This window comes from Candidatus Micrarchaeia archaeon (assembly GCA_041653315.1).
In the GTDB taxonomy this organism is placed as follows: Archaea; Micrarchaeota; Micrarchaeia; order Anstonellales; family JAHKLY01; genus JAHKLY01.
The window spans coordinates 1-22,929 of the sequence record JBAZFO010000002.1 but is presented as its reverse complement, the minus strand read 5'-3'; the positions used below and the strand labels follow the sequence as shown (position 1 = coordinate 22,929).

The window sequence follows — 22,929 nt, the reverse complement described above, 5'->3', positions numbered from 1 at the left end:
TTACACCGATAATCTTGTTAAACCTGTTAAATCAACTGTTCCTCCAAAGAATGAAACAGTCGCACCTATAAAAGTTAATAAAATTATAATTATAATTAAAGTGAACAATATTATATCTACTATTATTTCAGCACCTAAAATATCTAATGTGTTTTTATTTAAAAGTCCTGGTTCATTTTTTAAATTTGGAGAAATATGATCATTAAAATCTGGTGAAAATTCATCACATCTTTCTACATTACCTTCATCAATAATATATGTAATATGTTCTGGATTTCTTGGAATAAGCAATTCATTTTCAAAAAAATCTACAGAGATAACTTCTAAAAATAAAACAGATGCTGGAAAAACTATTCCAAATGCTAATGCAACAGTAATTAAAAAACCACCAAATTGTCTTGTTATATGAAAAGTTCTAAAGAATATTCCTAATGGTAAAAGAAAAGTATAAATTAACACAGCTACTCTACTTAATAAATATAATGAATAGACATCAGTTATTCCTATTGCAACTGCGTTTAATCCCATTGTTAATGGACCAAGAATTACATTTAATCCTGAACAGCCCCCAATATAAAAACCTACACTCCAAAAACTACATGAAGCATATTTTGATCCTTGTTCTGAAATTTTATCTGTATAGGATATTAAACCTTCAAATCTTTCTTCTATTCTATTTAATTTATTTACTATTACTTGTTGAGAAGAAGCTTGTAATGTTGTTTCTGTTCCATTTAATCTTTCATTAATTGCAGGCATTAATCCAATTTCAAAAATACCTAAAATAAATAATAATAAACAAATTCCAATACCAGTAATTATTACCTGAGTTAATTCATTTTTAAATAATGCTTCTAATTGTTGGTTTTGTAATACATACGCAATTATATATCCAATAATTACTAATGAGAATGAAACAAAAACTGCTATTAAAGTCATTACTTGCCATGAAACTAATTCTGTTTCAGTATATGAATCTAAAAATTCAGCATAAGCTAGAGGTGAGCACAGAATTAGTGCAATTAAAAATATTTTAAATGAGTTTTGCCAATCCAGGTATTTCATAATCACCACCAAGATATTGAGAAAATCCTCTAATAAATGCAATTGTTAGTATAATACTTATTAAAGGTAAAATATATGCTGGGAATAATAAAATTCCTAATGCTTTTGTGTTTGTTTCACCTTCTGCCCCTTCAAGTTTATCTACTAGTTCTTTTGGTCTTATATCATAAAATCCTTTCAATTCTCCGCAAACATCTGCACAATCTGTTCTTATTGCAGGTAAAGTTGTGCAATCAGATTCACAATCCCAACAGCCATTACATATATTAATTGGTAATTCATCAACCATACAATCATTTGGACAATTATTACAAGCTTCATTAAAAGTACAATTTGGGTCTCTTAAATTTGCGTCATTAAATCTACATCCAGGATTACATCCAGCACATTCTTCACATCCAGTTGCAGAGGTTGCTTCTGGTAAATAAGCTAAACATCCAGTAGGACAACTGCTTGAAGTAGCAAGAGAGCCAAGAGTTGTTCTTTCCCAATATATATCTCCACAAGCAATATCACAATCTATTTGATTTGGTGAAGGTAAAATAACATTACAATTACAATAATTACATTCATCAGGGCAATGTGGGTGTGTTGTTGTTCTATCTGTTCCATCTGCATAATTAAATCTACAATCTGCAGGACAGCTTTCACATTCAATAGACCAACAATTAGTTAATGCTGGTGTTAAATCCATTTTGCATTCATTTGGGCACATATATTCTGGACAATAATTAGTTGAATTTGATTCAATACAGTCAGTTCTGTTTCTAATTACTTTACATTCTACCGGGCAATTATTACAAGCTTCTTCATCACAAAAACAAAGAGAAGATGTTAATGGTAATTCTCTACAACCTAAAGAGCAGTTTGTACATACTGAATCACATAAAACTAAACTGTGATTATTTGCTATATCTTCCCAAATTGTATCATTAGGTAAATAATCATAAAATGTAGTTCCTTCTGGAAGATATGTTGATAAAGGAGCTAATGAATTAATTATTTCTCCACTTGAAGAATTATATGCTAAAGGATATTGTTCTAAACATTCAGCTGGGCATTCATTATTTAATGGTGCAAGCATTTCATCCCCATAAACTTGTACTGATAAAGTAAACATTACAAAAACATATGTTAAAGGTAAAACAATTATTAATCCCAATCCAATAGCGATTAATAAACCGCCTAATTTTCTTGTTAAAAAGAATGATCTAAAAATTAATCCTAATACAATAAACAAAGGACCAATTGTAAATCCAATTGCATTTAAAAAATATTTTTGTGCTTTTAACGAAGATAAAATAGTTCCATAATGATCTAGTAAAATTGTATTTCTTTCAATTATTAATTTTAAAGCTGCATCAGGAGATTCTGAATATGCCATAAAAGGAAGGGTTTGTAATGCCCATCCTTGTCTTAATGAAGCTCTTCTTCCTATTTCTAGAGTTTCTTCCATTAATTGTTTAGAAGCAGAATTTGTAATATCAAACATATCATCTAAATACATATTTGCTAAACAAATTGATTTTTGTTGACCTTCACTGCAAGAAATACCTGACGAATCTGCTATTTGTTGAACTAAAATTTCAGAACCAATGTCCATTAATCCTAATCCAATTATAATTATTGCAAGTATAATTCCAGAAACAAGTATTTGGGAAAGTTCAACATCTGCCCAAGCTTTTAATATTGCTATATTCAAAGTTTTTGCTATCATAAATGAAAGTGCAACAAATGCAAGAGAAATAAAAATAACTATAATTGCAAGTATTATCCAATTTTTAAGCCAAGTATTTGTAATAACTGAACCTGGTTCTAATATTCCTCCTTGTGTTGCGTTTATAAATAAACCCTCACTTGTTGTTTCATTATATACATCTGTTATTGATTCGTTTGTTAGCCAATTTCCATTAATTAAGAAAATGCATAAAATCAATGCAAATAAAATTTCTTTTTTCATTTTACATCATTTTTTTATTTTACATCAGTATTTGTTTAAATCCTTTATAAATTGCAGCTATTGCTGTTGTCATAATTACTAAACTTAAATTTGGAAAAAATATTGCTTGCGGAAGCAAGACAGCTATTGGTGTAACATCTCCCATAGCAAAATCATAAGGAACATTAGCAGTAAACTCACTTGGTCCTGGAGCACTAGCGTACATAGAATATGTTAAAGGAAGTATAAATGCTGCTCCAATAATAAATGCTAAAATAAAATTACCAATATCTCTTGTACCAGGAAAAACCCTCAAAATTAATCCAATTGGTAAAAATGCAGTAAATGAAAAAGTTTCTATTAATTGTAAAATTATTTTTTGAATTTCTAAACTTATTATTGATGCAAATACAATATTTGTTACAATATCCTTTTGTGCACTATATGCTAAATAATATGCTCTATATGATTTTCCTGCGCCTCCAGAAGAAGTTGCTGGTGTTCCTATAAATGCGTAATATGTACTTTCAAATTGATCATTTAAACTGCTTCTTGTTAATTCAGATATATAAGAGACTCCTTTAGATGTTTGACTGTCTAAATAAACATACGCTTTTTCAAAAACATCTCCTTCAAGTTCTAAAAATACCAACATCCCACTTAATAAAAGTACAACTAAAAAAACAGAAATAAATATATTTATGACCTCTGTTTTAGCCCAATGTATTAATTTAATTTGGTTAGTTAAACGCCCAATCATAAATACAAAAGCAATAATCGCAAATGATAATGTAATTGCTAATATTATATAATTTATTGAATTTAAAATAATATCAGAACTAGCAAAAACACAAGAAAGTAAAAATAAAAATGCAATGATTATTTTTTTCATTATATCAACCTGCTTAACCCAAATATTCTTATATCTGCTCCAAGTGCTGTTTGTATACTGTTTAAAGATACAATAGTTAAGAGTATTGTTATCAAAGGAGTAATTATTGCTAATAACCATTGCAAAGTAACTAGAGGCAAGATAATATCCATAATTAAATTATATGTAGTATCAAATACCGCACCTTCCATTATTGCCCAGCCAGCTAATCTTTCACCATAAGTATATTGAAAGAAAGGAACAGCAACATAATATATTATTTCTGCTATTGGTTTGCATGCAGCATAACAAGCAGCAAATCCAGCTCCAAAAAATATTAAACCAATCGCACAAATAGCAGCACAGGTTACAACTATAAATCCAAATTGTCCTAATACTGCTATTGCAGCAGAAACAGGACTGCAGATTAATCCTTTAAATGGAATATCTCCAGGATCTATTTCTGCACTTTTAGTTTGAATAATTGTTAATTGATTATTTATTACCTCGTCAGGTAAAACGGATTTGTATACTTCACCAGCGAAAACTACTGATAAAGGAAATACAAAATATCCAGCAATACAAAGAGCAAGAATAATTGTTCCAAATTTTCTTGTAAATGGGAATGCCCTTAAAACAAGGCCCAAAGGCAAAAAGAAAATTGGAATAGAATATAATAAGTATTGTAATATTATTTTTTGTGCAGTTAAAAGAAAAATTGCTTGTCCTAATGATTCAAAACTTTTATTAAATTTTGAAACTAATGGCCCTAAACCAAAATTTTGAGACCTAGATTCAAATTCAGTATATAGCCAATCTACAAATGGAATTGAAGAAGTTTTAGAATATGAAAATGCACTATATTTAGTTAATATAAAATTTGTTCTGCTTAATACATAGAAAGTATTTATTGAATCTGACCTTTGTGTTTCTAAATATCCAATTGTAATATCTTTATAACTATCTCCATGTCCTGTTATTGCAGGTAAAATATTAGAAGTAAACATAAAAAACGAGATAATTAAAGCTATTAAAATTGTTACAAACACTTCAAATATTTCAGTCTTTGCCCATGCTTCTGTATGTGGTGATTGAGTTAATTTTGATATTAAAAAAAGTATTCCTGCAATACCTAATGAGATTAATAATGCAATCAAAATTGGAGTAAAATTTAAAGTCAAAGAAGAACTAGAAGCATTAATAAATCCAATAAATAATAGTAAGGTAAGTAAAATGTTTTTATTCATCGAAAAGAATAACAAAGAAAAAATATATAAACTCTCCTTATATATATCCTATTTTTTTTCTGGAGGTTGTGCGTAGGGAGCAAGAAGTTTTGCAGTAACTGCTAATGCTTTTTTAACTTCTTTTTCTGTTTTACATCCAGTACATATTACTTTTCCATTTTTAAATAAAAGTAAAGAACTTTTTGGTTCTTTTAATTTAAGTATTGCACCTGGAAACTGTTCTGGTTCATATTCAATTTGTTTGAATTTTTGAGTTAATGTATACAAATCTAATGAAACATTTAATGCACCAGAAGCAACTATATTTTGAACTTCATAAGTTGGTGTAAATTTCGTAGGTGGGGGTGTTTTTGAATACGGGGAAACTAACGCAAAAGCTCTTTTAATTGCTTTTTTTATTAATTCCTCTGTTTTTGCCCCAGTACATATTACTTTTCCATTTTTAAATATTAATAAAGAACTTTTTGGTTCTTTTAATTTAAGTATTGCACCTGGAAACTGTTCTGGTTCATATTCAATGTCTCTTAATTTATATGCTAAGGAGTATAAATCTAGTTCAATTTTTAATTCTCCAGAAGCAACTATATTCTCAATTTGATATTTTGGTCTAATATTATTTACAGCCACATTAATCCCTCTTTTAATCAAAAATATTAAAAAGAAAGTATTTAAATAGGTTTGTTGGCTATATTTTATAGTTCTATTTATTATTTAATTAAAAAAGAGGGATATTTATGAAAAGAAGCAAAGGCAAATTGACAGGAAAAACAAGATGTATAGGAAAAAATTCAAAACCATTAAAGGTTACTGATATAATAAAAGAATTTTCTTTAGGTGATAAAGTAGTAATTAAAATAAAAGGAAATTATCATAAAGGAGTTCCACACCCAAGATATATGGGGAAAATAGGGAAAATAGTTGAAGTTAGAGGAAAATCTTATGTATTAGAAATAAAAGATGGGAAGAAAAACAAAGAATTAATTGCATCAGCAGTTCATCTTGAAAAATCAAATTAGGTGTTTTATATGATAGGAAATGAAGTAAAAAATTCAAAAGATATTTCTCTTTCAGAAGTATTAGAACTTTTAGAAAAAAGAAAGAAAAGAAGTGCATTAGGATATGAACAGCAAACATGTTATAATTATTGTGAATTATTCTCTAAATTATCTTTAATAGATGGAAAAAAGATGATAGAAGAATTAAAAGAAATAGAAAAATTAAATGATAAAATTGCTATTAAAATACTTGATATAATGCCAGTAAAAGAAAATCAATTGAAAATAATTTTAGCTAAAGAAAGAATCGAGTTGTCTACTGAAGAGATACAAAAAGTATTTGAAATAATATTAAGATATAAAGAAAAAGCAGAAGAACATTTAATTAAAAAACAGAAGAAAAAAGCAAAGAGTTTAGAAGAAAAAGCATTACAAGAGAAAGTATTAGAAGAAGCAAAAGAAGAAAAACCAAAGAAAGCAGAAATAAAAGAAGAAAAACCAAAGAAAGCGGAAATTAAAAAAGAAAAACCAAAAGAAGCTAAAAAAGAGCCAAAAGTTAAAAAAGCAAAAAAAAGTGATAAAAAATGAAAATGGAAGAATATGGCAGAGTATTAGATTATCTTGCTCAAGGAAGAGCTACTGATAGGTATAGAGAACCAATTGCGCACGTAATGGGAGAAACTTATTTTACTTTATTAGAAGTATTGATAAAAAAAGATTCTAATTTATCTATTGGAGAAAGAATTTATGTTGGCAAAGAAGGAAGGAGTGAAGTTGAAAGAATAAAAAGAAGAATTGAGTATTTAGAATTAACTTCAACAGCAAAGAGCCAAGTTGAATCAGTAATAAAAGAAATTGTAATTTCAAAAGAAAGTGAATTTGTTAATTTTTTTAATAAATGTGGTTCTATATCTATTAGGCAACACCAATTAGAATTACTTCCAGGAATTGGAAAAAAGCATACTGAAGAAATAAAAAGAGAACGTGAAGAAAGACCATTTGATTCATTTAGAGATATTCAAGAAAGAGTTTCATTAATGCCAGACCCAATTAATGTTATAGTTATGAGAATATTAGAAGAGATTAAAACTACTACTAAGTATTATTTGTTTGCTAAACCACCTATTATAAATAAAGAGTAGGTTTTAATGAAAAAAAATAAAAATTTAGGACAAATTTTTGTTAATCTTTCAGCCATTAAAAAAGAAATTGAATTAATTGATATTAAAGATAAAATTATTTTAGAGATTGGTGGCGGAGATGGGAGAGCAACTGAATTGTTAGCAAAACAAGCAAAAAAAGTAATATGTATTGAAAAAGATCTTAAATACTGCAATATATTAAAAGAAAAATTTAAAAAAAATAATAAAGTTTTGGTAATGTGTGGTGATTTTCTTAAATTTCCTCCACGTAAAGTTGATGTAATATTTGGAAATATCCCTTATTATATTTCATCAGAAATTTTATCTCATATTAAAAAATTTGAATTTGAAAAAGCAGTTTTAATGTTTCAAAAAGAATTTGCTCTTAAAATAGTAGCAAAAGAAAATACAAAAGAATTTGGTTTTTTAAGTTTAATTTCACAATTTTATTTTAATATTGATTTAAAATTTATAGTGCATAAAACTCTTTTTACTCCAAAACCAAAAGTTGATTCAATTGTTGTTTTATTAAGCAAAACTAATAAACAAATAGATAAAAGAACAGAAAGTATAATCAATTGTTTATTTCAACACAAGAAAAAAACTTTAAAAAATGCATTATTAGATTCTACTAAATTATTAAAAATTTCAAAAGAAGATATTTTTGAACTTTTAATTGAAAATCAAAATTCAAACAAAAGAGTTTTTAAACTTACTAGTGAGGAAATATTAGATATTGCAGAACAGGTGTGTAAATGGAAGAAAAAATAGAGGGAGTCTTTTTTAATTGGAGACAAAAAGAAAGAGAATTATTAAATCATTTACAAGTAATAATTATTAATCTAGTTTTGTCAATTTGCGCTTCTTTAATGTCTTATATACAATATTGGGATATGAATCCATTATATAAGGGATTAATGGCTGTGACTATAATCTTATTTAGCGGAACAATAGCTGTTTTAAAAAGAAAATTAGCAAGATTTTGGATATTCTTTTTATTGATTTGGATAAGTTATATTGTTGCTTTAAATACTTTTTTTGATTTATTTTGGGCATTTTTAATAATTATTTTATTATTAATTTTTTATTTATTAAATAGGACTAAATTTTTTAGTATATAAAAAACGGGCCCGACCGGATTCTCATCCCAATTTTTAGTTTCTTTTTGGGGTGAAGATCACTTTTTCTTTTCAAAGAAAAAGGGATTCATTTGAACCGGCGATCTCTTGGTCCGAAGCCAAGCGCGTTATTTATTCAACCAATTCCTAGTTCTTTTCTTTTCCTAGGGTTTCTTTTCTTACAAGAAAAGAAAGGCTACCAAACTACGCTACGAGCCCATGTAATAGCATTTTATAGTTTTGCCTTTATAAATTAATCTATGGTCGGTGGAATGTTTAAATTATTTTTAGCAATAATTGCAATAGTTTTTGTTACTAGTTTTGCTTTATTTTTTGGTGTTTTAGATTTAGATAATTTAAACCCAAGTAATTTATTGAATACTATGGGTAATATGATATCAAGACCTGATCCTGATATTAAGGGAAATATTGTTTCTGGATCCTTAAAAGCTAGAAGTATAGAAGGAGATATTAATGGTGGTAAAGGAATTGAAGCAGAAGAGATTATTGGTAATATCAATGGCGGAGAAGATATAACTGCAGAAGAACTCTATGGAGATATAACTAATGGTTCAAACATTAATTTAGATGCAATGGTTGGAGACATTAAAGGCGGAAAAGATATCAAAGTTGATACTTTAGTTGGAGATGTTTCAGGAGGAGAAAACGTAAAAATAAAAGTTTTGATTGGTGAAGATAAAACAAAAGATAGCGCAAAAAATAAGGACCAAATAATAAATAATACAAATACAATTACAATAGATAGGATAATTGAAAAAGAAACGGTAATTAAAGAAATCTGCTAATTTTTAGATTATTTTTTAAATACAATTACTTATTATTATTTTATGGGTAGTGAAATTCGTTTTGGAACATCAGGTAATCCACCTAATTTTTTTGAATCTAAATGGGGTAAAGATAGAAAAAATGCATTAGATTGGATTAATTCTATAGGTTTAAATGCATATGAATATACAATGACACATGGTGCAAGAATTAGAGAAGAAAAAGCCTTACATTTAAAGAAAAAAGCAAAAGAATTTGATATCAAATTATCTGTTCATGGTCCATACTATATTGTTCTTACTTCTGATAAAAAAAGAGTTTATGATAATTCTATTAATGAACTTTTGAAAACCATGCGTTTATCAAGTTTAATGGGCGCTGAAAAAGTAATATTTCATCCAGGGTTTAAAACAATAGGACATTTTGAATCTCTAAAACAATGTATAACAGGCTTAAAAAAAGTGATCAAAGAATATGGAAATAATGATATTAAAGTTTTTCCTGAAACAACAGGAAAGATTTGTCAATTAGGAGATTTAGAAGATATAATAACTATTTGTGAAAAAACAGAATGTATACCATGTATTGATTTTGGACATTTGCATGCAAGAAATTTAGGATCTCTAAAATCAAAAGAAGATATAAAAGAAGTTTTAATAAAGATAGAAAATAGATTAGGTAAAAAAATACTTAAAAATTTACATTGTCATTTTTATCCAATTGAATACACAGATAAAGGAGAAAAAGTCCATCGTGCTGTTTTTGAAAAAGATTTTTATCCTAAATTTGAACATTTTGCGCCTTTAATAAAAGAGTTTAATATGGCGCCAACTTTAATTTCAGAATCTAAAAACAGCCAGGATTTAGGCGCTTTATATATGAAAAAAGTATTAGAAAAAATACTCTAAAATCACCTATTTCAAAAGTTATGCCCTACCAAGCGATAATTAATGCCCCAAGCAACTCTCTTTCTTTGTAAAGAAAGAGTGTTTGATTTTAGAAAAAAACTTTTAGTTTTCTTTTTGACACGCCTGGCTTTTTCTTTTTAAAAAAGAAAAAGTATGGCCTTCAGTGCTCCAGGTTCTGGAAGCGTTCTAAAGAATTACTAATATTACTTAGGTTTTTTGAGTCAAATGTGGACGCAAAAGTTTTACCAATGTCATTACACCATATCCAATTATTAGAGCTCCTACGACCACATTTAATACTTGCATAACAATTGTTGGTATTGTTCCTTTAAGTAGTGAAACGATTAAGACTGCCGCGCCCGTAAACACAAGGGTGGATAGTCCAAAACCAAAACCAAAAAAATACAGCTCTTTTTTAGTATAATTATATTCAACTGCTTTTGCTGAAAATAAACCCGTAAAGAAAACAATTGACAGGGGGTTAGAAATTGCGAGTAAGAAAACAGATGCAAAACTTGAAAATAAGTCCGTTGTGTGTACTATTGTCTCAGAAATTCCACTAGTTATTGCTCCTTCAATAATGATTACTCCAAAAATAACCAAGACAATTGAACTGATCGCGCCGAATATTTTTTTTACTTTTTTGTTTTCAAGCAATTGTCCAATACCAAAGGCAGAAAGAGCGATATAGATATAGCTGACAATTGTTAGCGCCAAAACACCCATAAACCCATCTAATATAGTTTTTTGTAGAGTTAAGTTGATTATAAAAAAGAATAGTGGACCAATTGCTAACTGAATTATAAATCCTGTTAATAATCCATTCTTTAGAACTGAAAAAATTTTTTTCATTATACTTTTTATAAGAAACGAATTTAAAAGTCTTTTCCCCCTCTATAAAAATCAAAATTTAAGTTAGTCACTAATTTTATTCTACCATTCAACGGGAGAGATAAACGGGATTGTTACCACCTAGGATTTAAAATGAGCACCCATCCCACATAATATCAGTGCTCCAGGTTATCATCACTTAAAAATTAATTTAATACTTTTACAGAATCTTTTTCAATGATTACAGTATGTTCTGCTTGTGATACTAATCCATTATCTACTTCTTTAAGAACAGGGTATGAATGAAGTATTCCTGATCGTGTTAATTCTCTTAATGCCGCGCTTAAAGTAATTTGAGAATTAATAGTTGGTAATAACCAACGCTTAGCAAAAGGAAGTCCAAGATAATTTTCAACAATATGCGCTAAAACTTGTCTTGATTGGCGCATTCTAACATTTTTTAATTCTGCTAAAGAGTAAATTTCTATTTCATTACTTTCTTTTATTGAACCAAAACCATTTGTAGCAAATGGTTCAACCGCAAAAACATCCCCTTCTTGTAAAATATAATCATCATCAGTTTTGATATTGGGAATTATTTCTCCAGCGTGCAATAAATATGGTTTTATCATATGTCCTGTTAAATTATCTATTGGTTTGTATCCTAGTTTTTTAATTTCATTTTCTATTATTTCTCCTATATCTCCTACTTTTCTTCCTGCTTTCATATATGCAGTTGCAGCATCTAATGCGTTTCTCGAAGCTTCAACTAACTTTCCATTTTCATCACTTAAATCAATTGTATATGCATTATCTGAAATGCATCCTTCTATGTGGACACCAAAATCTATTTTTACTAAATCAGTTTCTTCTAGTATTTTATTATCTCCGATTGTGGGGGTATAATGTGCGGCATTTTCATTTATACTTATATTTGTTGGAAAAGCAGGTTTTCCTCCCTCCTCTTTTATCATTTTTTCTATAGTTTCACAAATATCTAAATAAGATTCTCCAGGTATAATCATTTTTTTACTATTATCTATAATTTTTTTAGAAATTTTTCCTGCTTTTATAAAATTTTCAATTTCTTTATTTTTAGAATTTTCATTTTCCATAATTTCCACCTTGTTATATAAAGAGATATATACATAGAAACACTTAAAAACCACGCCACACATTTAATCTATGTTGATGATATGGCCGTAAAACAAACATATTGGGATACTATTACAAAAGATATTCCTGCAAAAGAATTAGATAATTTTAGCAAGAATTTTAATATCCCAAAAGACAATAAATTAAAGGAAGCATTTTATAGGGCCAAAAATAGTTTTTCTGAATTTGAGATTAATTTAGATAAATTAGAAGAACCAACAAAAACTATGCTTTTTGAATCTGTTGTTTATATTTGGTATAGAGAAGGATATAATGAAATAGGAAAAAATATTATTAAAAAAGGATTAACTGCTTTTAAAAAACACAAAACGTTCTATTCATTTAAATCTGCTTTGCCTGAAAGAAAATCAAAAGAAGATTTAGAAAAAATACTTGAAAAAAATGAAAACAGATATAATTTATTATCTAAAGATACTATTAAAAATTTGGGAATACCTAGAGCTTCACAGCCATTAGGCACTTCTTTAAATATTAATAAATTAATTAAAAATAAAAAATTTGGCAAAATAGAAATAACATACGAACAAAAACAAAATATTGATAATTATTTAATTGATGAAGGAATAGGAACTTCTTCTGAAAAGAAAAAAGAAAAAAGAGAGAAAGATTTTGATAAATGGCTGGAAAAAGAATACAAATCTTTTAGTAAAAAAAGTGAAATAAAAATTGATTTTGTTGTATTTAGGCAATGTGTATTATTTTATCTTTCAAATATAGATCAAGCTATCATAAATAATGAAAAATCAAAACAAAAAATAGAATATGAACAATGGCTTTATTCAGACTATGGTCAATTTCTTGCTAATTCAGATACAGAAAACAGAACACTTTCATTTGGTGCATTTAATCAAGGGATAACTGCATATTTAAATGCTATTGATAAAAAGGAAATTAAAAAAAGTTCTGTTTTCACAATAATTGATTTTTCAATACCTTCAACAGAAAAGAGAATGTATATTTTAGACATGGAAAAAAAAGAGATAAAAGAAGTTTTATATGTTTCTTATGGGTGGGGTAATGAAAAAAATGGAAATAAAAAAAATGCAATTTTTTCTAATAGTGCAAATTCATATGCTTCAAGTGTTGGATTAATGACAACTTTAGGAGAAACAGTTATTGTTTCTGGTACTTTACCAGCAATGCTTTTAGATGGAAAAGAAAAAGGATTTAATGATAATATTAGAGAAAGAGGAATAACTTTGCATGGTGCTGAATATGCAAGAGAACCAAAAAAATACCCAAATGGTGATTTTAAACTTGGACTCACAGCTGGTTGTTTTGCAGTTGATGATAGGATATCTGCGCGAATAATTGATGAATTAAAAGGAGGTACGGGGATATTTGTTTATGGTGGAATTGCAGGATATAATTCTATAACATCAAAATATCAAGATATTGGTTCTGCTTATTTAATTATTAAAAAAAATAATATGTAATTACATAAAATTTCCTAATCCTATTTGTTTTCCTTTGAATTTTAAATCTTCTTCTGAATATCCTAATTCTTTTAATATTTTTAAAACTGAAGGTAAAATTTGTTTATTAATATAATAATCTGCATCATAATCTTCAGCAAATTCTAATAATTCTGCTTTATCAGATATTGAATTTCCTTTTTTTGTTATAATATATCCTATTAAAGTGCCTTTTTCTATTTTCTTTCCTCTTGCTATTGCTTTTTTAGCAGCAGATAATTCAGGAGAAGTAATTGCATATGAATTAAGGGATTTTTGAAGCTGAGTAAAAATAACTAAATCTTCCAAATCTACTTTTCCTTCTTTTAAATTTTGTATTGTGTCCTTTACTATTTTTACTGCTTTTTCTTTATTCCCTTCTTGTAGTATTGCTTTTAAAATATTCATCTGGGTTCTTTTTGCTATTTTAGACCAATCTCTTCTTACTAATTCAAAACCCCTAATTTTTATCATTCCTTTTTCATCAATCAAAGCATATTTCTTTTTTGCTCCTGTTGTTGATGTTCTTTTTGTTACAAATAATCCCCTTGGATAGAAATCTTCTAATTCTAATTCCATATCCCCAGGCAGTTCTTTATTTATATTTTTCATAAAATTTATTGCATCTTCTTTTGTTTTTTCTTTAAGCGTTAAAAGTACAGAATCTGTGTCACTATATAAAACATCAAACCCTTGTTTTTCTGCTTTTTCTATTGTTGATAAAATATAATATCTACCCCATGCAGTTATGCTTGATCCGCATTCTCTTGAATACCATCGTGCTCTTGGATAAACAGTTTGACCATAAAAACTATTTGCTAAAATTTTTAAGGCCCATTGCCTTGCAAATAATTTATTATATTCATCAGAATTTTTTTCAAAATTTTTCATTTCATTTTTAAGTGTATTTCTTTTTTTTATTAAATCTTCTAATGCTTCTGGGATTATTCCTTTTCTTTTTTTACAAAATTTATGTCCTAATGGGGAAATATTTGCTTCTTTTTCAGTACAGCATTCACAATTTATAGTAAACGGATCTATATTATGTGATATAATTATACTTGGATATAAACTTCTAAAATCAAATACTACAATATTTTCATATATTCCTGGTTCTGGTATTTTAACATATGCAGCTTTTATAGGATTCATTTGTCTTTGTTTAACCTCTTGAAAAGAAGGAACTTCAGGTATTATTTCATTTCGTTTTTGGGCGTATCTCATTAATAATGATTCAACTAATCTTCCTGTTGCAGAGTTTGTAGTTTCATCTAAAGAAAGACCGCAAATTTTACTTAATTCTACTTCAACTGGGAGTAAATGTTTTGATATTTCTATAACTGCTTTTGAATCTCCTAAAGAATAGTCTGCTAGTATATTTCTTTGTTCATCATCCTCCCACATTTTCCATATATCTTCTTTTTCAACTAATTCTTTAGTTTCACTTTTTTCTCCAATCAATTCATGATATACTCTTTTTAAAGTATATCTTGTTATTCTAACTGCTCCAATATTACTTAAAAATCTAGCAACTGGATATAAATCAATTGAAATTCTTCCAGGTATTTCTATTTTATTATCTTTTTTAATTATTATTTCTTGGTTTTCCCTTCCAAGTGTTAGATCAATACCTAAATTTCTTGATCTTTTTCTTAAATAGGGAAAATCAAATAGATTAGTGTTATATCCTAAAATTAAATCAATATCTTTTTTTTCTAGTATCTCACAAAAACCTTCTATCATTTCTGTTTCGTTTTTATATTTTAATATAAAATCCCTTTCAACTTTTTTATAAGTTAGTACTTTGGCCTCTTTATCATCAGCATAACTTATCATAATCACAGGGTCTTTTTTTTCTCTTGGTATGCCAATTGGGTTATAAGTTTCTATATCAAATGCTAATAAATTGAAATTTTCCTCCTCTTCTAAATCAGTTATTTTTTCTATTGTATTTCCATTATATTCAAGTTCATATTTATTTAATGGCCATAAATTTTTATCTATCATATATCTTTGGATAAATCTTATTTTGTATTCATAACATTGGAAATCTTGCAGTGCTTTTTTTATTAGGGGAATATGAGAAGGAGAATAGCAGTAAATTTTAAATAGCTCTTTTTCTTTTCCATTTAATGCTTTTTTAACTTTTTCATATTTTTTTATTTGGATAGGTTCATTTTTATATCCAATTTTTAAGAGTTCAATATCTTTAATAATATACTCTGGTGCATCTAAATAAAAATAAGGGTCATAAGTATCAGTAATTTTTTTTATTCCACTATCTGTTTTAATCCATAGAGTAATACTTTCATTTTCAGGAGCATAGTTTATGCTTAATAAAAAGCCGGAAATTTTCATAAATGTAATTTAAATAAAGGTTTATTTATTCTTTTCCTTCGAATTCTACTATTTCTTCTAAATTAAGATATTTTTCTTGTGTTGGAAAAACCTTTGCTTCCTTTTTATATGGAGTTTTTTGTGTTTTTTCTTCTTTTCTTTTCTTTATTTTTTCTCTTATATCATTAATTTCTTCTCTTAATTCACTGAGTTTTTTATCTAATTCTTCTTTCCTTTTTGTTATTTGGGTAATATCTTCTTCAACTAATCTCGCTTTTCTTCTTGCATTTTCAACTACTAATGCTTCGTCATGTTTCTTTTTAACTTCTTTTATTTGTTTTAACAATGCTTTTTCTATTTTTGGCGTAAATGCTTGAGTTGATACCCTAAATTCTAATTCTCTTAATTCTTTTTTATAAGGTCCTATTCTTATATTTGGGTTTTCTTTAATAAAAGGTTGGAGTGCTTTAAGTTCTAATGATTTATAATGAAGTCGCTTATTAATTTTTTTAGCTTCTTCAATAAATTCGTTTTTTTCTTTTTCAACTTCTTGAATTCTTTGTCTTAAATCCTGTCCTTCCATATACTCACCTTTATAGAGATTTATTTGTAACCAAAAGGTTTAAATACTATGCTATTGTAATAAAATTGCTCTTCCGTCTTCTAAGAATTGGTGGGAAACTGGTCGCCTTGCCAGCGCGTGTATGCACGTGCTGGCCTATTTCTGTATATAATTTTCTTAGAGGTAAAAACATGAAATACATTGAAATTGATGGTTCTTTGGGTGAAGGAGGGGGACAAATGCTCCGCACTACTTTATCTTTAAGCGCTATTTTAGGAAAACCTTTCAAAATGTCAAATATACGTATTAAACGGCCAAAACCAGGTTTAAAACCCCAGCATTTAATGTGTATAAATGCAGTTAAACAAATATGCAATGCTAATGTTCAAGGGGCCGAAATAGATAGTAAAGAAATTATTTTTGAACCAAATGAAATAAAATCTAGGGATTATGAATTTTTAATTGAAACAGCAGGATCTGTGAGTCTTGTTATACAAACAATATTACCAATTCTTATTTTTGCAAAAGAAAAAAGTACTATTCATTTAACTGGTGGGACTCATGTTCCTTTTGCTCCTTCTGTTTCTTATCTAAATAATGTTTTTCTGCCAGCAATTAGAAAAATGGGAGTAAAAGCCGAAATTGATCTTAAAAAATATGGTTTTTATCCAAAAGGAGGAGGAGAAGTATATATTAAAGTTTTTCCCACCTGTGATTTAAAAGCAGTGGAATTATTAGAATTAAATGATGAAAAACCAAAAGTAGAAATTATAATATGTAATCTTCCAGAACACATTTTAGAAAGGGAGCTTAAAATAATTAAAAAATTCTTTTCAGACATTGAAATTAAAAAACAAGGTGCGTTATCTCCTGGTAATATAATAACAATATATAAATCAGATTTTGGTGTAGATTCAATTGCAAAATTAGGAGTTCCTGCTGAAAAAATAGCAGAAAAAGCATGCGAAGAATTTATAAAATATCAAAACTACCCAATTGATAAGCATTTAACAGACCAGTTATTGGTATATATGGCGCTTTGTAAAGAAAAGAGTGTAATACAAGCTCCAGAGATTACACAGCACACAAAAACAAATATTGAAGTTATTCAAAAGTTTTTAGGAAACATATTTGAATTTAATGGTAATAATATTATCAGAAAGTGATTAGATGGTTAAAAAAGAAAAGATATCAAAGACATTGTTATTAGATAAAAAAGCAATAATTTTAGCATTAATATTAGGTGTTTTACTTGCGTTTTTAGACATTTATTTTCTTATTTTAATGCTTGTATTTTTATTTTTAGGAGTAATTGTAACAAAACATGGATATAATGAAAAAAAAGAAATGGGAGTATATGAACATGAAAGAGGTTGGGAAAATGTTTTAGCTAATGGATTAGTTCCTCTGATTGGTGGCGCTTTTTTTAATCCAGGTGCATTTATAGGTGCATTAGCAGCAGTAATGGCTGATAAATTTGCTTCTGAATTGGGTATTTTAGAAAAAAGTGATCCAATAAATTTAAAAAATTTAAAAAGAACTAAAAAAGGGACTAATGGAGCCATAAGTTTATTTGGAACGTGGATGTCTTTTATTGGCGCATTACTTATTGGGGTTGTTGCATTATTTTTATATCCTGAATATAATCTCTGGAAAGTTCTTTTAATAGGAGTAATTGGTTTTATTGGTTCTTTTGTTGATTCTGTATTTGGAGTTTTTGAAGAAAAAGGGATCGGAACAAAAGCAACTACAAATATAATTTGTGCAATTTTTGGTTTAATTTTAGGTTATTTATTTATTTAAATAGAAGTTAAAATATATAAAATATCTCCAAAATATATTGAGATTAAAAGTCCAATTAATATAAAGGGGATAAACATAGGTAGTTTTGTATATACAGGATATAATTTGATATTACTTAGTTTTAATCTCTTTAAGTCTTTTTCTGTAATTACTTTAGGTATCTTATATTTTTCAACTAATTTTTTATCCATTTGTTCAATTGCAATAACGTCTTCTACTTCTATCTTGTTTAACGGAATTTTTTCTATTAAGCAATTTAATAATCTGTTTTTAAATATTGAAAAATAAATTGATACAAAAATTAAAAATCCAATTAATAAAGTATATGCTTTTGAAATAATATTAGTTTTAATTGATAAATATAAAATTATTAAAAAAATAAATACTAAGAGAAATGAGTATAATATATGTTTTTTTTCTATTTTTTCTTTTCTTTTTAGTATTATAGGAGTGTATTTAATTAAAATATAAATCATAAAAGTTAATCCAGAAATTGTGATTATTGAAAATATAAATGGTAATGACATTAATGGTTTATTTGTAAATAAAGTTGGTTGAATTGGAAGAAGTAAAGATAATGAACATAAAATAAATACATCTGCACCACCTAATTGTCCTGCTTTATATAAGAGATATCCTAATATGCCGATTATTACAGCACAAATTAACGAATAAAAAATTAATTGTATATTAAAATCAACAAAAGTTATAAATAAGGAGATTATTAAAAATATATATAATAAAGTGTTAGGGATATTTTTTTTATTAAATATATCAAAATACGCAGTTATAGAGGTAAAAATTATTGCGATTAATATACGTATTAGCTCGTAATTCATAGTTATCTGTGGAAAAAAGGTAGTTATCATTGACCTTTTATAATATTAGAAAGATATATAAAGTATATTGTCGAAATAGAAAGTATTAAAAATAGTGTGTGATAAAATAATAATGTGTAAGAGGGGTGAAATTTATGCCACGTAAAAAATCAATTGAATTAAAAGAAAGAAAAAAGGATATGGAAGTTGAAAAAATTAGAAGAATAAAACCTGCTAAAATTAAAAAAGAAAGAAAGGAAAAAGAAAGAGAGTTATATTCAAATGTTGTTAATCTAGTTAAAACAGCACAAAACTTACAAAAACAAAAGAAAGTTGAAAGAAGAAAATTAAAAGGAATGGGATTATTTACATTAGAAGAAGCATATGATAAAGTTAAAAAAAGCGGAGTTGATATTTCATTTAGAGCATTTGGTGGCAGAATAGAAAGAAAAAGTATTTACTCAGTAAAAGTTGGGAGAAAAAGATATATTCCTTCACCAATTTTACAAGATTGGGTGCAATTATATGATAGATTTTATACAGTAAGACAAGCATATACTGCTTTGAAAAAACATGAAAAAATTAATTTTAGAGCATTTATAGGAAGAATTGAAAAAAAATCAATTCCTTCAATTAAAATTGGAACACAAAGATGGGTTCCAAAAGAAGCAGTAGAAAGTTTGACACACGTAGCAGACAATTACTATGATGTAGCAAATGCAATTCAAGAATTAAATAAAAGCGGAATTAAAATTAAAAGAAATGCATTTGAAAGAAGATTAGATAGAGGAAGAATTCCACATGAAAAAATTGGTGGAAGAAGATTTATACAAAAAGAAACTCTAGCTGAATTAATTGAAAAAGAAAGCGCAAGAAGAAAAAGATAATTTCTTCTTCTAATTTTTTATTTTTCGTATATTATATAAATTATTCGTTGTTTAATTATATTATGTCTCTTAAATTTTTTCCAGTTGAGAAAGAAAATATTCCCGGAATTCCTAAAGGGATTATAGAATCTTTAGAATTTCAAAGACAAATATATACTAATTCAAAAAATAAATTAATTCCAAATTTAATGAAAGAAGAAGCATATATAGAATTATTAAAAACTGAATTAAAGATAACAAAAAAGATGCTAAAGAAAAGTGAGATTCCTGCTTGTGATGTTTTATCTATAGTAAAATATATTCCAGATTTAGAAAATTATATTAAAATATTAGAAAAGATTGTATTAGAGCAGAAAAAGTATTATATACAAAGAATAATTAAAACTTTAGCGCCAAAGACAGATTTTTAATAGATCCTACATAATTTATCTAACTCTTTTATAGTCATTCTTCTTTTAGGATATATTTTTTTATAATTTTCGTAAGCAATTATCATTTTATTTAAAACTTTTTTATTTACTTCCATTTTATCACATACCTGGCATTTTGAAATTGCCTGATTTCAACATTTTTTCTATTTTTCCGCGCATACCACGATTTTTCTTAAACATATTCATCATTTTTCTTGCTTTTTCAAATTCTCTTAATAATGTTTTAACATCTTCTATTGATACTCCTGCGCCTTTTGATATTCTTTGAATTCTTGTACTATTTTTTTTAAGTAATTCATAATCATTTTTTTCTTTTTCTGTTAAAGAGTTTATAATAGATTCATATTTTTTCATTTTATCTTCACTTTGTTCAACAAATTCTTTTGGAATATCTGGTGCACCCATCATACCTAATACTTTTCCTAATGGCCCCATTTTTTTAGCTGCTTTTAATTGTTCATAAAAAGTTTTCAAAGTTAATTCTCCTTCCATTAATTCTTCTGGATTTATTTTTTGTTCTTCAGCAATTTTTTTAGCTTTATCCATTAAAGCTTCTAAATCTGGAAATCCCAATAATCTACCAACAAATTTTTTAGAATCAAATGGTTCTAAATCTTCCATTTTTTCTCCATGGCCTATAAATGCAACATTAGAATTAGAAACAGAAACAGCACTTAATGCGCCACCCCCTTTTGCGCTTCCATCCATTTTTGTTATTATTACTCCATCAATACCAACTGAATTATTGAATTGTTCTGCTTGTTTTCCAGCTACTTGTCCAATATCTGCTGAGATTACTAAGAATTTTTTATCTGGTTTAAAATTATTTACAATTGTTTGCAATTCTTCAGTCAATCTTTCATCAAATGCACTTCTTCCTGCTGAATCTAAAATTAAAATATCTTCTTTTGTTTTTTCAAAAGCATAATCGATTATTTTTTTAACATTTGTTTCTCCTTTAATTCCATAAAAGGCGCAGTTTACTTGTTTTGATAATTGTTCTAATTGTTCATATGCAGCTGGTCTTTCAACATCACAAGCTATTAACGCAGTTGACAATCCTTTTTTCTTATAAAACAATGCTAATTTACCTGCTGAAGTGGTTTTTCCACTACCAAATAATCCTTGGACCATTATTTTTTGTTTTTTTAATTCTGGTTTGTAATCTCTACCTAATAAATTTGCTAATTCTTCATATACTACTTTAACTACATGTTCGCGCATTGATAATCCTTTTAATAATTCGGCATCTAATGCGCGTTTTTCAATTTGTTTAGTTAATTCAAAAACAAGTTTTACATTAACATCATTTGAAATAAGAACTCTTTGCAATTCTTTAACTAATTCTTTTACTGCTTTTTCATCTACTATTGTTGCGCCAGTAATTTTAGCTAAAGCGTTTCTCAATCCTTTACCTAAGTCTACCATATAATATTTTTATTTAATGCATTTTAAAAGAGTTTTGTAAATATTTTTTTAAATAATTTTGAAAAATTAAATTTTTTTTGTTAAGAAAATCATATTTTTATAATCTTTTTATTATTTTATTAATATTATAGTTATTTTAAGATCGAGGAGACTTAATACATCAATTTTAGGAAAAGTAATATAAATCTTACTTTTCTTAATATATATGTATGGAAGATATAGATGTGATGAATAAATTAAGGAAAATACCAGTTTTTTCTATAACTGATTTTAGAAAAATTGTTAGAACTACATATGCAAAACAAGCGTTAATGAGATTAATTAAAAAAAAGCATGTATTTAGGATAATAAGAAATAGATTTTCTGTTTATAATGATCCTTTTGTTATTGCTCCCTGGCTTTGCAGATCTTCATATCTTGGAAGTTATTCTGCTTTGCGATATCATAATCTTATGACTCAATTGCCTCAAAATATTGTTTGTATTACTGGTTCAGCACCAAAAAAAATCAATATTTTAGGAACAGAAGTAGTATACAGGCACAGTAAATATATTTTTGGTTATGAAATGAAAGATTATTCTGATACTAAAATTCCTGTTTCTCTTCCTGAAAAAGCATTAATTGATTCAATTGGATTTACTTCTTTAGATATGGTGCTTGAAGAAATTGGTGAATTTAATAAAGATATTTTGTGGGATTTAGCACAAAAAATGCCAAACCACATAAAAAGAAGAATAGCATATATTATTTATAAAGTATGGAAACAAGAGAATAAAGTAAATTCTGGAAGAACTATATATCTTGATCCTTTAGGATCAAAAAAGGGTAAAATAAACCAAAAATATAATATAATTGAAAATGTGATTTTATGATGGATACTGATGAAATTATTAGAATTGCTAAAAACAAAGGTTTAAAGAATAAGGAATATATTGAAAAAGATTATTATTTAGATTTGATTCTTTATGAATTATCATTACTTTCAAAAAATTTAGTGTTTAAAGGAGGAACTGCATTATATAAAATATATGGTTTTCCAAGATTTTCAGAGGATTTAGATTTTTCAACAATTGAAAAAATTGAAGATATTGAGATCATAGAGAAAATTGCTAAAAAGTATAATTTTCAAGT

25 protein-coding genes and 1 tRNA gene are annotated in these 22,929 nt (G+C 26.9%); 14 read left to right on the top strand and 12 right to left on the bottom strand.

Features of this window, described 5'->3' with window-relative positions:
• The 5 genes from WC356_00635 to WC356_00615 are packed head-to-tail and all read right to left on the bottom strand — an operon-like array spanning position 1 to position 5,749.
• Positions 1 to 1,065, bottom strand: coding sequence for a hypothetical protein (locus tag WC356_00635; GenBank protein MFA5381644.1), 1,065 nt, complete (start codon positions 1,063 to 1,065; stop codon positions 1 to 3).
• Positions 1,034 to 3,025 carry a hypothetical protein gene (locus WC356_00630; protein ID MFA5381643.1) on the bottom strand — a complete coding sequence of 664 codons (1,992 nt, stop codon included), beginning with the start codon at positions 3,023 to 3,025 and terminating at the stop codon, positions 1,034 to 1,036. Before WC356_00630 ends, WC356_00635 begins: the two co-directional genes overlap by 32 nt.
• Before the next feature lie 19 nt (positions 3,026 to 3,044).
• Positions 3,045 to 3,896 (bottom strand): hypothetical protein, encoded by an 852-nt coding sequence (locus WC356_00625; GenBank protein ID MFA5381642.1) that lies wholly within the window; start codon positions 3,894 to 3,896, stop codon positions 3,045 to 3,047.
• Positions 3,896 to 5,122, bottom strand: coding sequence for a hypothetical protein (locus WC356_00620; GenBank protein ID MFA5381641.1), 1,227 nt, complete (start codon positions 5,120 to 5,122; stop codon positions 3,896 to 3,898). Before WC356_00620 ends, WC356_00625 begins: the two co-directional genes overlap by 1 nt.
• Positions 5,123 to 5,170: 48 nt before the next feature.
• Positions 5,171 to 5,749, bottom strand: a complete 579-nt coding sequence (locus WC356_00615) for a TATA-box-binding protein (GenBank protein MFA5381640.1) — start codon at positions 5,747 to 5,749, stop codon at positions 5,171 to 5,173.
• Between the two features lie 107 nt (positions 5,750 to 5,856).
• Here WC356_00615 and WC356_00610 point away from each other — a divergent pair, with 107 nt between their 5' ends.
• Genes WC356_00610 through WC356_00590 form a run of 5 tightly spaced genes read left to right on the top strand, consistent with a single transcriptional unit; the run spans position 5,857 to position 8,380 of the window.
• Positions 5,857 to 6,138: a 50S ribosomal protein L21e gene (locus WC356_00610; protein MFA5381639.1), complete on the top strand. Its 282-nt coding sequence runs from the start codon at positions 5,857 to 5,859 to the stop codon at positions 6,136 to 6,138.
• Between the two features lie 9 nt (positions 6,139 to 6,147).
• On the top strand, positions 6,148 to 6,705 hold the full coding sequence (locus tag WC356_00605) for an RNA polymerase Rpb4 family protein (GenBank protein MFA5381638.1): 558 nt from the start codon (positions 6,148 to 6,150) through the stop codon (positions 6,703 to 6,705).
• Complete coding sequence (locus tag WC356_00600) at positions 6,702 to 7,259, top strand: DUF655 domain-containing protein (protein MFA5381637.1); 558 nt, start codon at positions 6,702 to 6,704, stop codon at positions 7,257 to 7,259. Before WC356_00605 ends, WC356_00600 begins: the two co-directional genes overlap by 4 nt.
• 6 nt (positions 7,260 to 7,265) lie before the next feature.
• Positions 7,266 to 8,030, top strand: a complete 765-nt coding sequence (gene rsmA / locus WC356_00595) for a 16S rRNA (adenine(1518)-N(6)/adenine(1519)-N(6))-dimethyltransferase RsmA (GenBank protein ID MFA5381636.1) — start codon at positions 7,266 to 7,268, stop codon at positions 8,028 to 8,030.
• The gene (locus WC356_00590) at positions 8,015 to 8,380 is read left to right on the top strand and encodes a hypothetical protein (GenBank protein MFA5381635.1); all 366 of its coding nucleotides are present in this window, start codon (positions 8,015 to 8,017) and stop codon (positions 8,378 to 8,380) included. Before rsmA ends, WC356_00590 begins: the two co-directional genes overlap by 16 nt.
• Before the next feature lie 4 nt (positions 8,381 to 8,384).
• Here WC356_00590 and WC356_00585 read toward each other — a convergent pair.
• Positions 8,385 to 8,596 (bottom strand) — tRNA-Arg (locus tag WC356_00585).
• Between the two features lie 41 nt (positions 8,597 to 8,637).
• Here WC356_00585 and WC356_00580 point away from each other — a divergent pair.
• Both WC356_00580 and WC356_00575 read left to right on the top strand, forming a co-directional pair.
• Positions 8,638 to 9,183, top strand: coding sequence for a hypothetical protein (locus tag WC356_00580; GenBank protein ID MFA5381634.1), 546 nt, complete (start codon positions 8,638 to 8,640; stop codon positions 9,181 to 9,183).
• A gap of 42 nt (positions 9,184 to 9,225) precedes the next feature.
• Positions 9,226 to 10,071, top strand: coding sequence for a TIM barrel protein (locus WC356_00575; GenBank protein MFA5381633.1), 846 nt, complete (start codon positions 9,226 to 9,228; stop codon positions 10,069 to 10,071).
• Positions 10,072 to 10,278: 207 nt separating this feature from the next.
• Here WC356_00575 and WC356_00570 read toward each other — a convergent pair whose 3' ends face one another.
• Both WC356_00570 and map read right to left on the bottom strand, forming a co-directional pair.
• Entirely contained in the window at positions 10,279 to 10,923 is a 645-nt protein-coding gene (locus tag WC356_00570) for a LysE family transporter (GenBank protein MFA5381632.1), read from the bottom strand.
• Positions 10,924 to 11,108: 185 nt separating this feature from the next.
• Complete coding sequence (gene map / locus WC356_00565) at positions 11,109 to 12,017, bottom strand: type II methionyl aminopeptidase (GenBank protein MFA5381631.1); 909 nt, start codon at positions 12,015 to 12,017, stop codon at positions 11,109 to 11,111.
• Positions 12,018 to 12,098: 81 nt separating this feature from the next.
• Between map and WC356_00560 the strand changes: the two genes are divergently transcribed.
• Positions 12,099 to 13,514, top strand: a complete 1,416-nt coding sequence (locus tag WC356_00560; GenBank protein MFA5381630.1) for a murein L,D-transpeptidase catalytic domain-containing protein — start codon at positions 12,099 to 12,101, stop codon at positions 13,512 to 13,514.
• On the opposite strand, the gene WC356_00555 is transcribed toward WC356_00560, so the two are convergent.
• Positions 13,515 to 15,890 (bottom strand): DNA-directed DNA polymerase, encoded by a 2,376-nt coding sequence (locus tag WC356_00555; protein MFA5381629.1) that lies wholly within the window; start codon positions 15,888 to 15,890, stop codon positions 13,515 to 13,517.
• A 25-nt stretch (positions 15,891 to 15,915) separates the two neighbouring features.
• Positions 15,916 to 16,452 carry a hypothetical protein gene (locus WC356_00550; GenBank protein ID MFA5381628.1) on the bottom strand — a complete coding sequence of 179 codons (537 nt, stop codon included), beginning with the start codon at positions 16,450 to 16,452 and terminating at the stop codon, positions 15,916 to 15,918.
• 170 nt (positions 16,453 to 16,622) lie between these two features.
• Here WC356_00550 and rtcA point away from each other — a divergent pair, with 170 nt between their 5' ends.
• Both rtcA and WC356_00540 read left to right on the top strand, forming a co-directional pair.
• Entirely contained in the window at positions 16,623 to 17,597 is a 975-nt protein-coding gene (gene rtcA / locus WC356_00545; GenBank protein ID MFA5381627.1) for an RNA 3'-terminal phosphate cyclase, read from the top strand.
• A 4-nt stretch (positions 17,598 to 17,601) separates the two neighbouring features.
• Positions 17,602 to 18,234, top strand: coding sequence for a DUF92 domain-containing protein (locus tag WC356_00540; protein ID MFA5381626.1), 633 nt, complete (start codon positions 17,602 to 17,604; stop codon positions 18,232 to 18,234).
• On the opposite strand, the gene WC356_00535 is transcribed toward WC356_00540, so the two are convergent.
• Positions 18,231 to 19,103 carry a prepilin peptidase gene (locus tag WC356_00535; protein ID MFA5381625.1) on the bottom strand — a complete coding sequence of 291 codons (873 nt, stop codon included), beginning with the start codon at positions 19,101 to 19,103 and terminating at the stop codon, positions 18,231 to 18,233. The two genes, WC356_00540 and WC356_00535, sit on opposite strands and share 4 nt — an antisense overlap.
• Before the next feature lie 104 nt (positions 19,104 to 19,207).
• Between WC356_00535 and WC356_00530 the strand changes: the two genes are divergently transcribed.
• A complete protein-coding gene (locus WC356_00530; GenBank protein ID MFA5381624.1) occupies positions 19,208 to 19,939 on the top strand; it encodes a hypothetical protein in 732 nt (243 codons plus the stop codon).
• A gap of 62 nt (positions 19,940 to 20,001) precedes the next feature.
• Positions 20,002 to 20,349 carry a hypothetical protein gene (locus WC356_00525; GenBank protein ID MFA5381623.1) on the top strand — a complete coding sequence of 116 codons (348 nt, stop codon included), beginning with the start codon at positions 20,002 to 20,004 and terminating at the stop codon, positions 20,347 to 20,349.
• Positions 20,350 to 20,469: 120 nt separating this feature from the next.
• On the opposite strand, the gene WC356_00520 is transcribed toward WC356_00525, so the two are convergent.
• Positions 20,470 to 21,798, bottom strand: a complete 1,329-nt coding sequence (locus tag WC356_00520; protein MFA5381622.1) for a signal recognition particle receptor subunit alpha — start codon at positions 21,796 to 21,798, stop codon at positions 20,470 to 20,472.
• A gap of 209 nt (positions 21,799 to 22,007) precedes the next feature.
• Here WC356_00520 and WC356_00515 point away from each other — a divergent pair, with 209 nt between their 5' ends.
• The gene (locus WC356_00515; GenBank protein ID MFA5381621.1) at positions 22,008 to 22,670 is read left to right on the top strand and encodes a hypothetical protein; all 663 of its coding nucleotides are present in this window, start codon (positions 22,008 to 22,010) and stop codon (positions 22,668 to 22,670) included.
• A partial coding sequence (locus WC356_00510; protein ID MFA5381620.1) for a nucleotidyl transferase AbiEii/AbiGii toxin family protein occupies positions 22,667 to 22,929 on the top strand: 263 nt, incomplete at its 3' end. The genes WC356_00515 and WC356_00510, both read left to right, overlap by 4 nt.

Bases quoted from the DNA above. Each gene is read 5' to 3' on its own strand.
- WC356_00525 (MFA5381623.1), top strand. From the start codon at position 20,002: ATGTCTCTTAAATTTTTTCCAGTTGAGAAAGAAAATATTCCCGGAATT.
- WC356_00550 (MFA5381628.1), bottom strand. From the start codon at position 16,452: ATGGAAGGACAGGATTTAAGACAAAGAATTCAAGAAGTTGAAAAAGAA.
- WC356_00515 (MFA5381621.1), top strand. From the start codon at position 22,008: ATGGAAGATATAGATGTGATGAATAAATTAAGGAAAATACCAGTTTTT.
- WC356_00535 (MFA5381625.1), bottom strand. From the start codon at position 19,103: ATGATAACTACCTTTTTTCCACAGATAACTATGAATTACGAGCTAATA.
- WC356_00635 (MFA5381644.1), bottom strand. From the start codon at position 1,065: ATGAAATACCTGGATTGGCAAAACTCATTTAAAATATTTTTAATTGCA.
- WC356_00610 (MFA5381639.1), top strand. From the start codon at position 5,857: ATGAAAAGAAGCAAAGGCAAATTGACAGGAAAAACAAGATGTATAGGA.
- WC356_00580 (MFA5381634.1), top strand. From the start codon at position 8,638: ATGGTCGGTGGAATGTTTAAATTATTTTTAGCAATAATTGCAATAGTT.
- WC356_00605 (MFA5381638.1), top strand. From the start codon at position 6,148: ATGATAGGAAATGAAGTAAAAAATTCAAAAGATATTTCTCTTTCAGAA.
- WC356_00600 (MFA5381637.1), top strand. From the start codon at position 6,702: ATGAAAATGGAAGAATATGGCAGAGTATTAGATTATCTTGCTCAAGGA.
- WC356_00560 (MFA5381630.1), top strand. From the start codon at position 12,099: ATGGCCGTAAAACAAACATATTGGGATACTATTACAAAAGATATTCCT.
- WC356_00575 (MFA5381633.1), top strand. From the start codon at position 9,226: ATGGGTAGTGAAATTCGTTTTGGAACATCAGGTAATCCACCTAATTTT.
- WC356_00555 (MFA5381629.1), bottom strand. From the start codon at position 15,890: ATGAAAATTTCCGGCTTTTTATTAAGCATAAACTATGCTCCTGAAAAT.
- WC356_00520 (MFA5381622.1), bottom strand. From the start codon at position 21,798: ATGGTAGACTTAGGTAAAGGATTGAGAAACGCTTTAGCTAAAATTACT.
- WC356_00590 (MFA5381635.1), top strand. From the start codon at position 8,015: ATGGAAGAAAAAATAGAGGGAGTCTTTTTTAATTGGAGACAAAAAGAA.
- WC356_00540 (MFA5381626.1), top strand. From the start codon at position 17,602: ATGGTTAAAAAAGAAAAGATATCAAAGACATTGTTATTAGATAAAAAA.
- WC356_00620 (MFA5381641.1), bottom strand. From the start codon at position 5,122: ATGAATAAAAACATTTTACTTACCTTACTATTATTTATTGGATTTATT.
- rtcA (MFA5381627.1), top strand. From the start codon at position 16,623: ATGAAATACATTGAAATTGATGGTTCTTTGGGTGAAGGAGGGGGACAA.
- WC356_00625 (MFA5381642.1), bottom strand. From the start codon at position 3,896: ATGAAAAAAATAATCATTGCATTTTTATTTTTACTTTCTTGTGTTTTT.
- rsmA (MFA5381636.1), top strand. From the start codon at position 7,266: ATGAAAAAAAATAAAAATTTAGGACAAATTTTTGTTAATCTTTCAGCC.
- WC356_00630 (MFA5381643.1), bottom strand. From the start codon at position 3,025: ATGAAAAAAGAAATTTTATTTGCATTGATTTTATGCATTTTCTTAATT.
- WC356_00570 (MFA5381632.1), bottom strand. From the start codon at position 10,923: ATGAAAAAAATTTTTTCAGTTCTAAAGAATGGATTATTAACAGGATTT.
- WC356_00530 (MFA5381624.1), top strand. From the start codon at position 19,208: ATGCCACGTAAAAAATCAATTGAATTAAAAGAAAGAAAAAAGGATATG.
- map (MFA5381631.1), bottom strand. From the start codon at position 12,017: ATGGAAAATGAAAATTCTAAAAATAAAGAAATTGAAAATTTTATAAAA.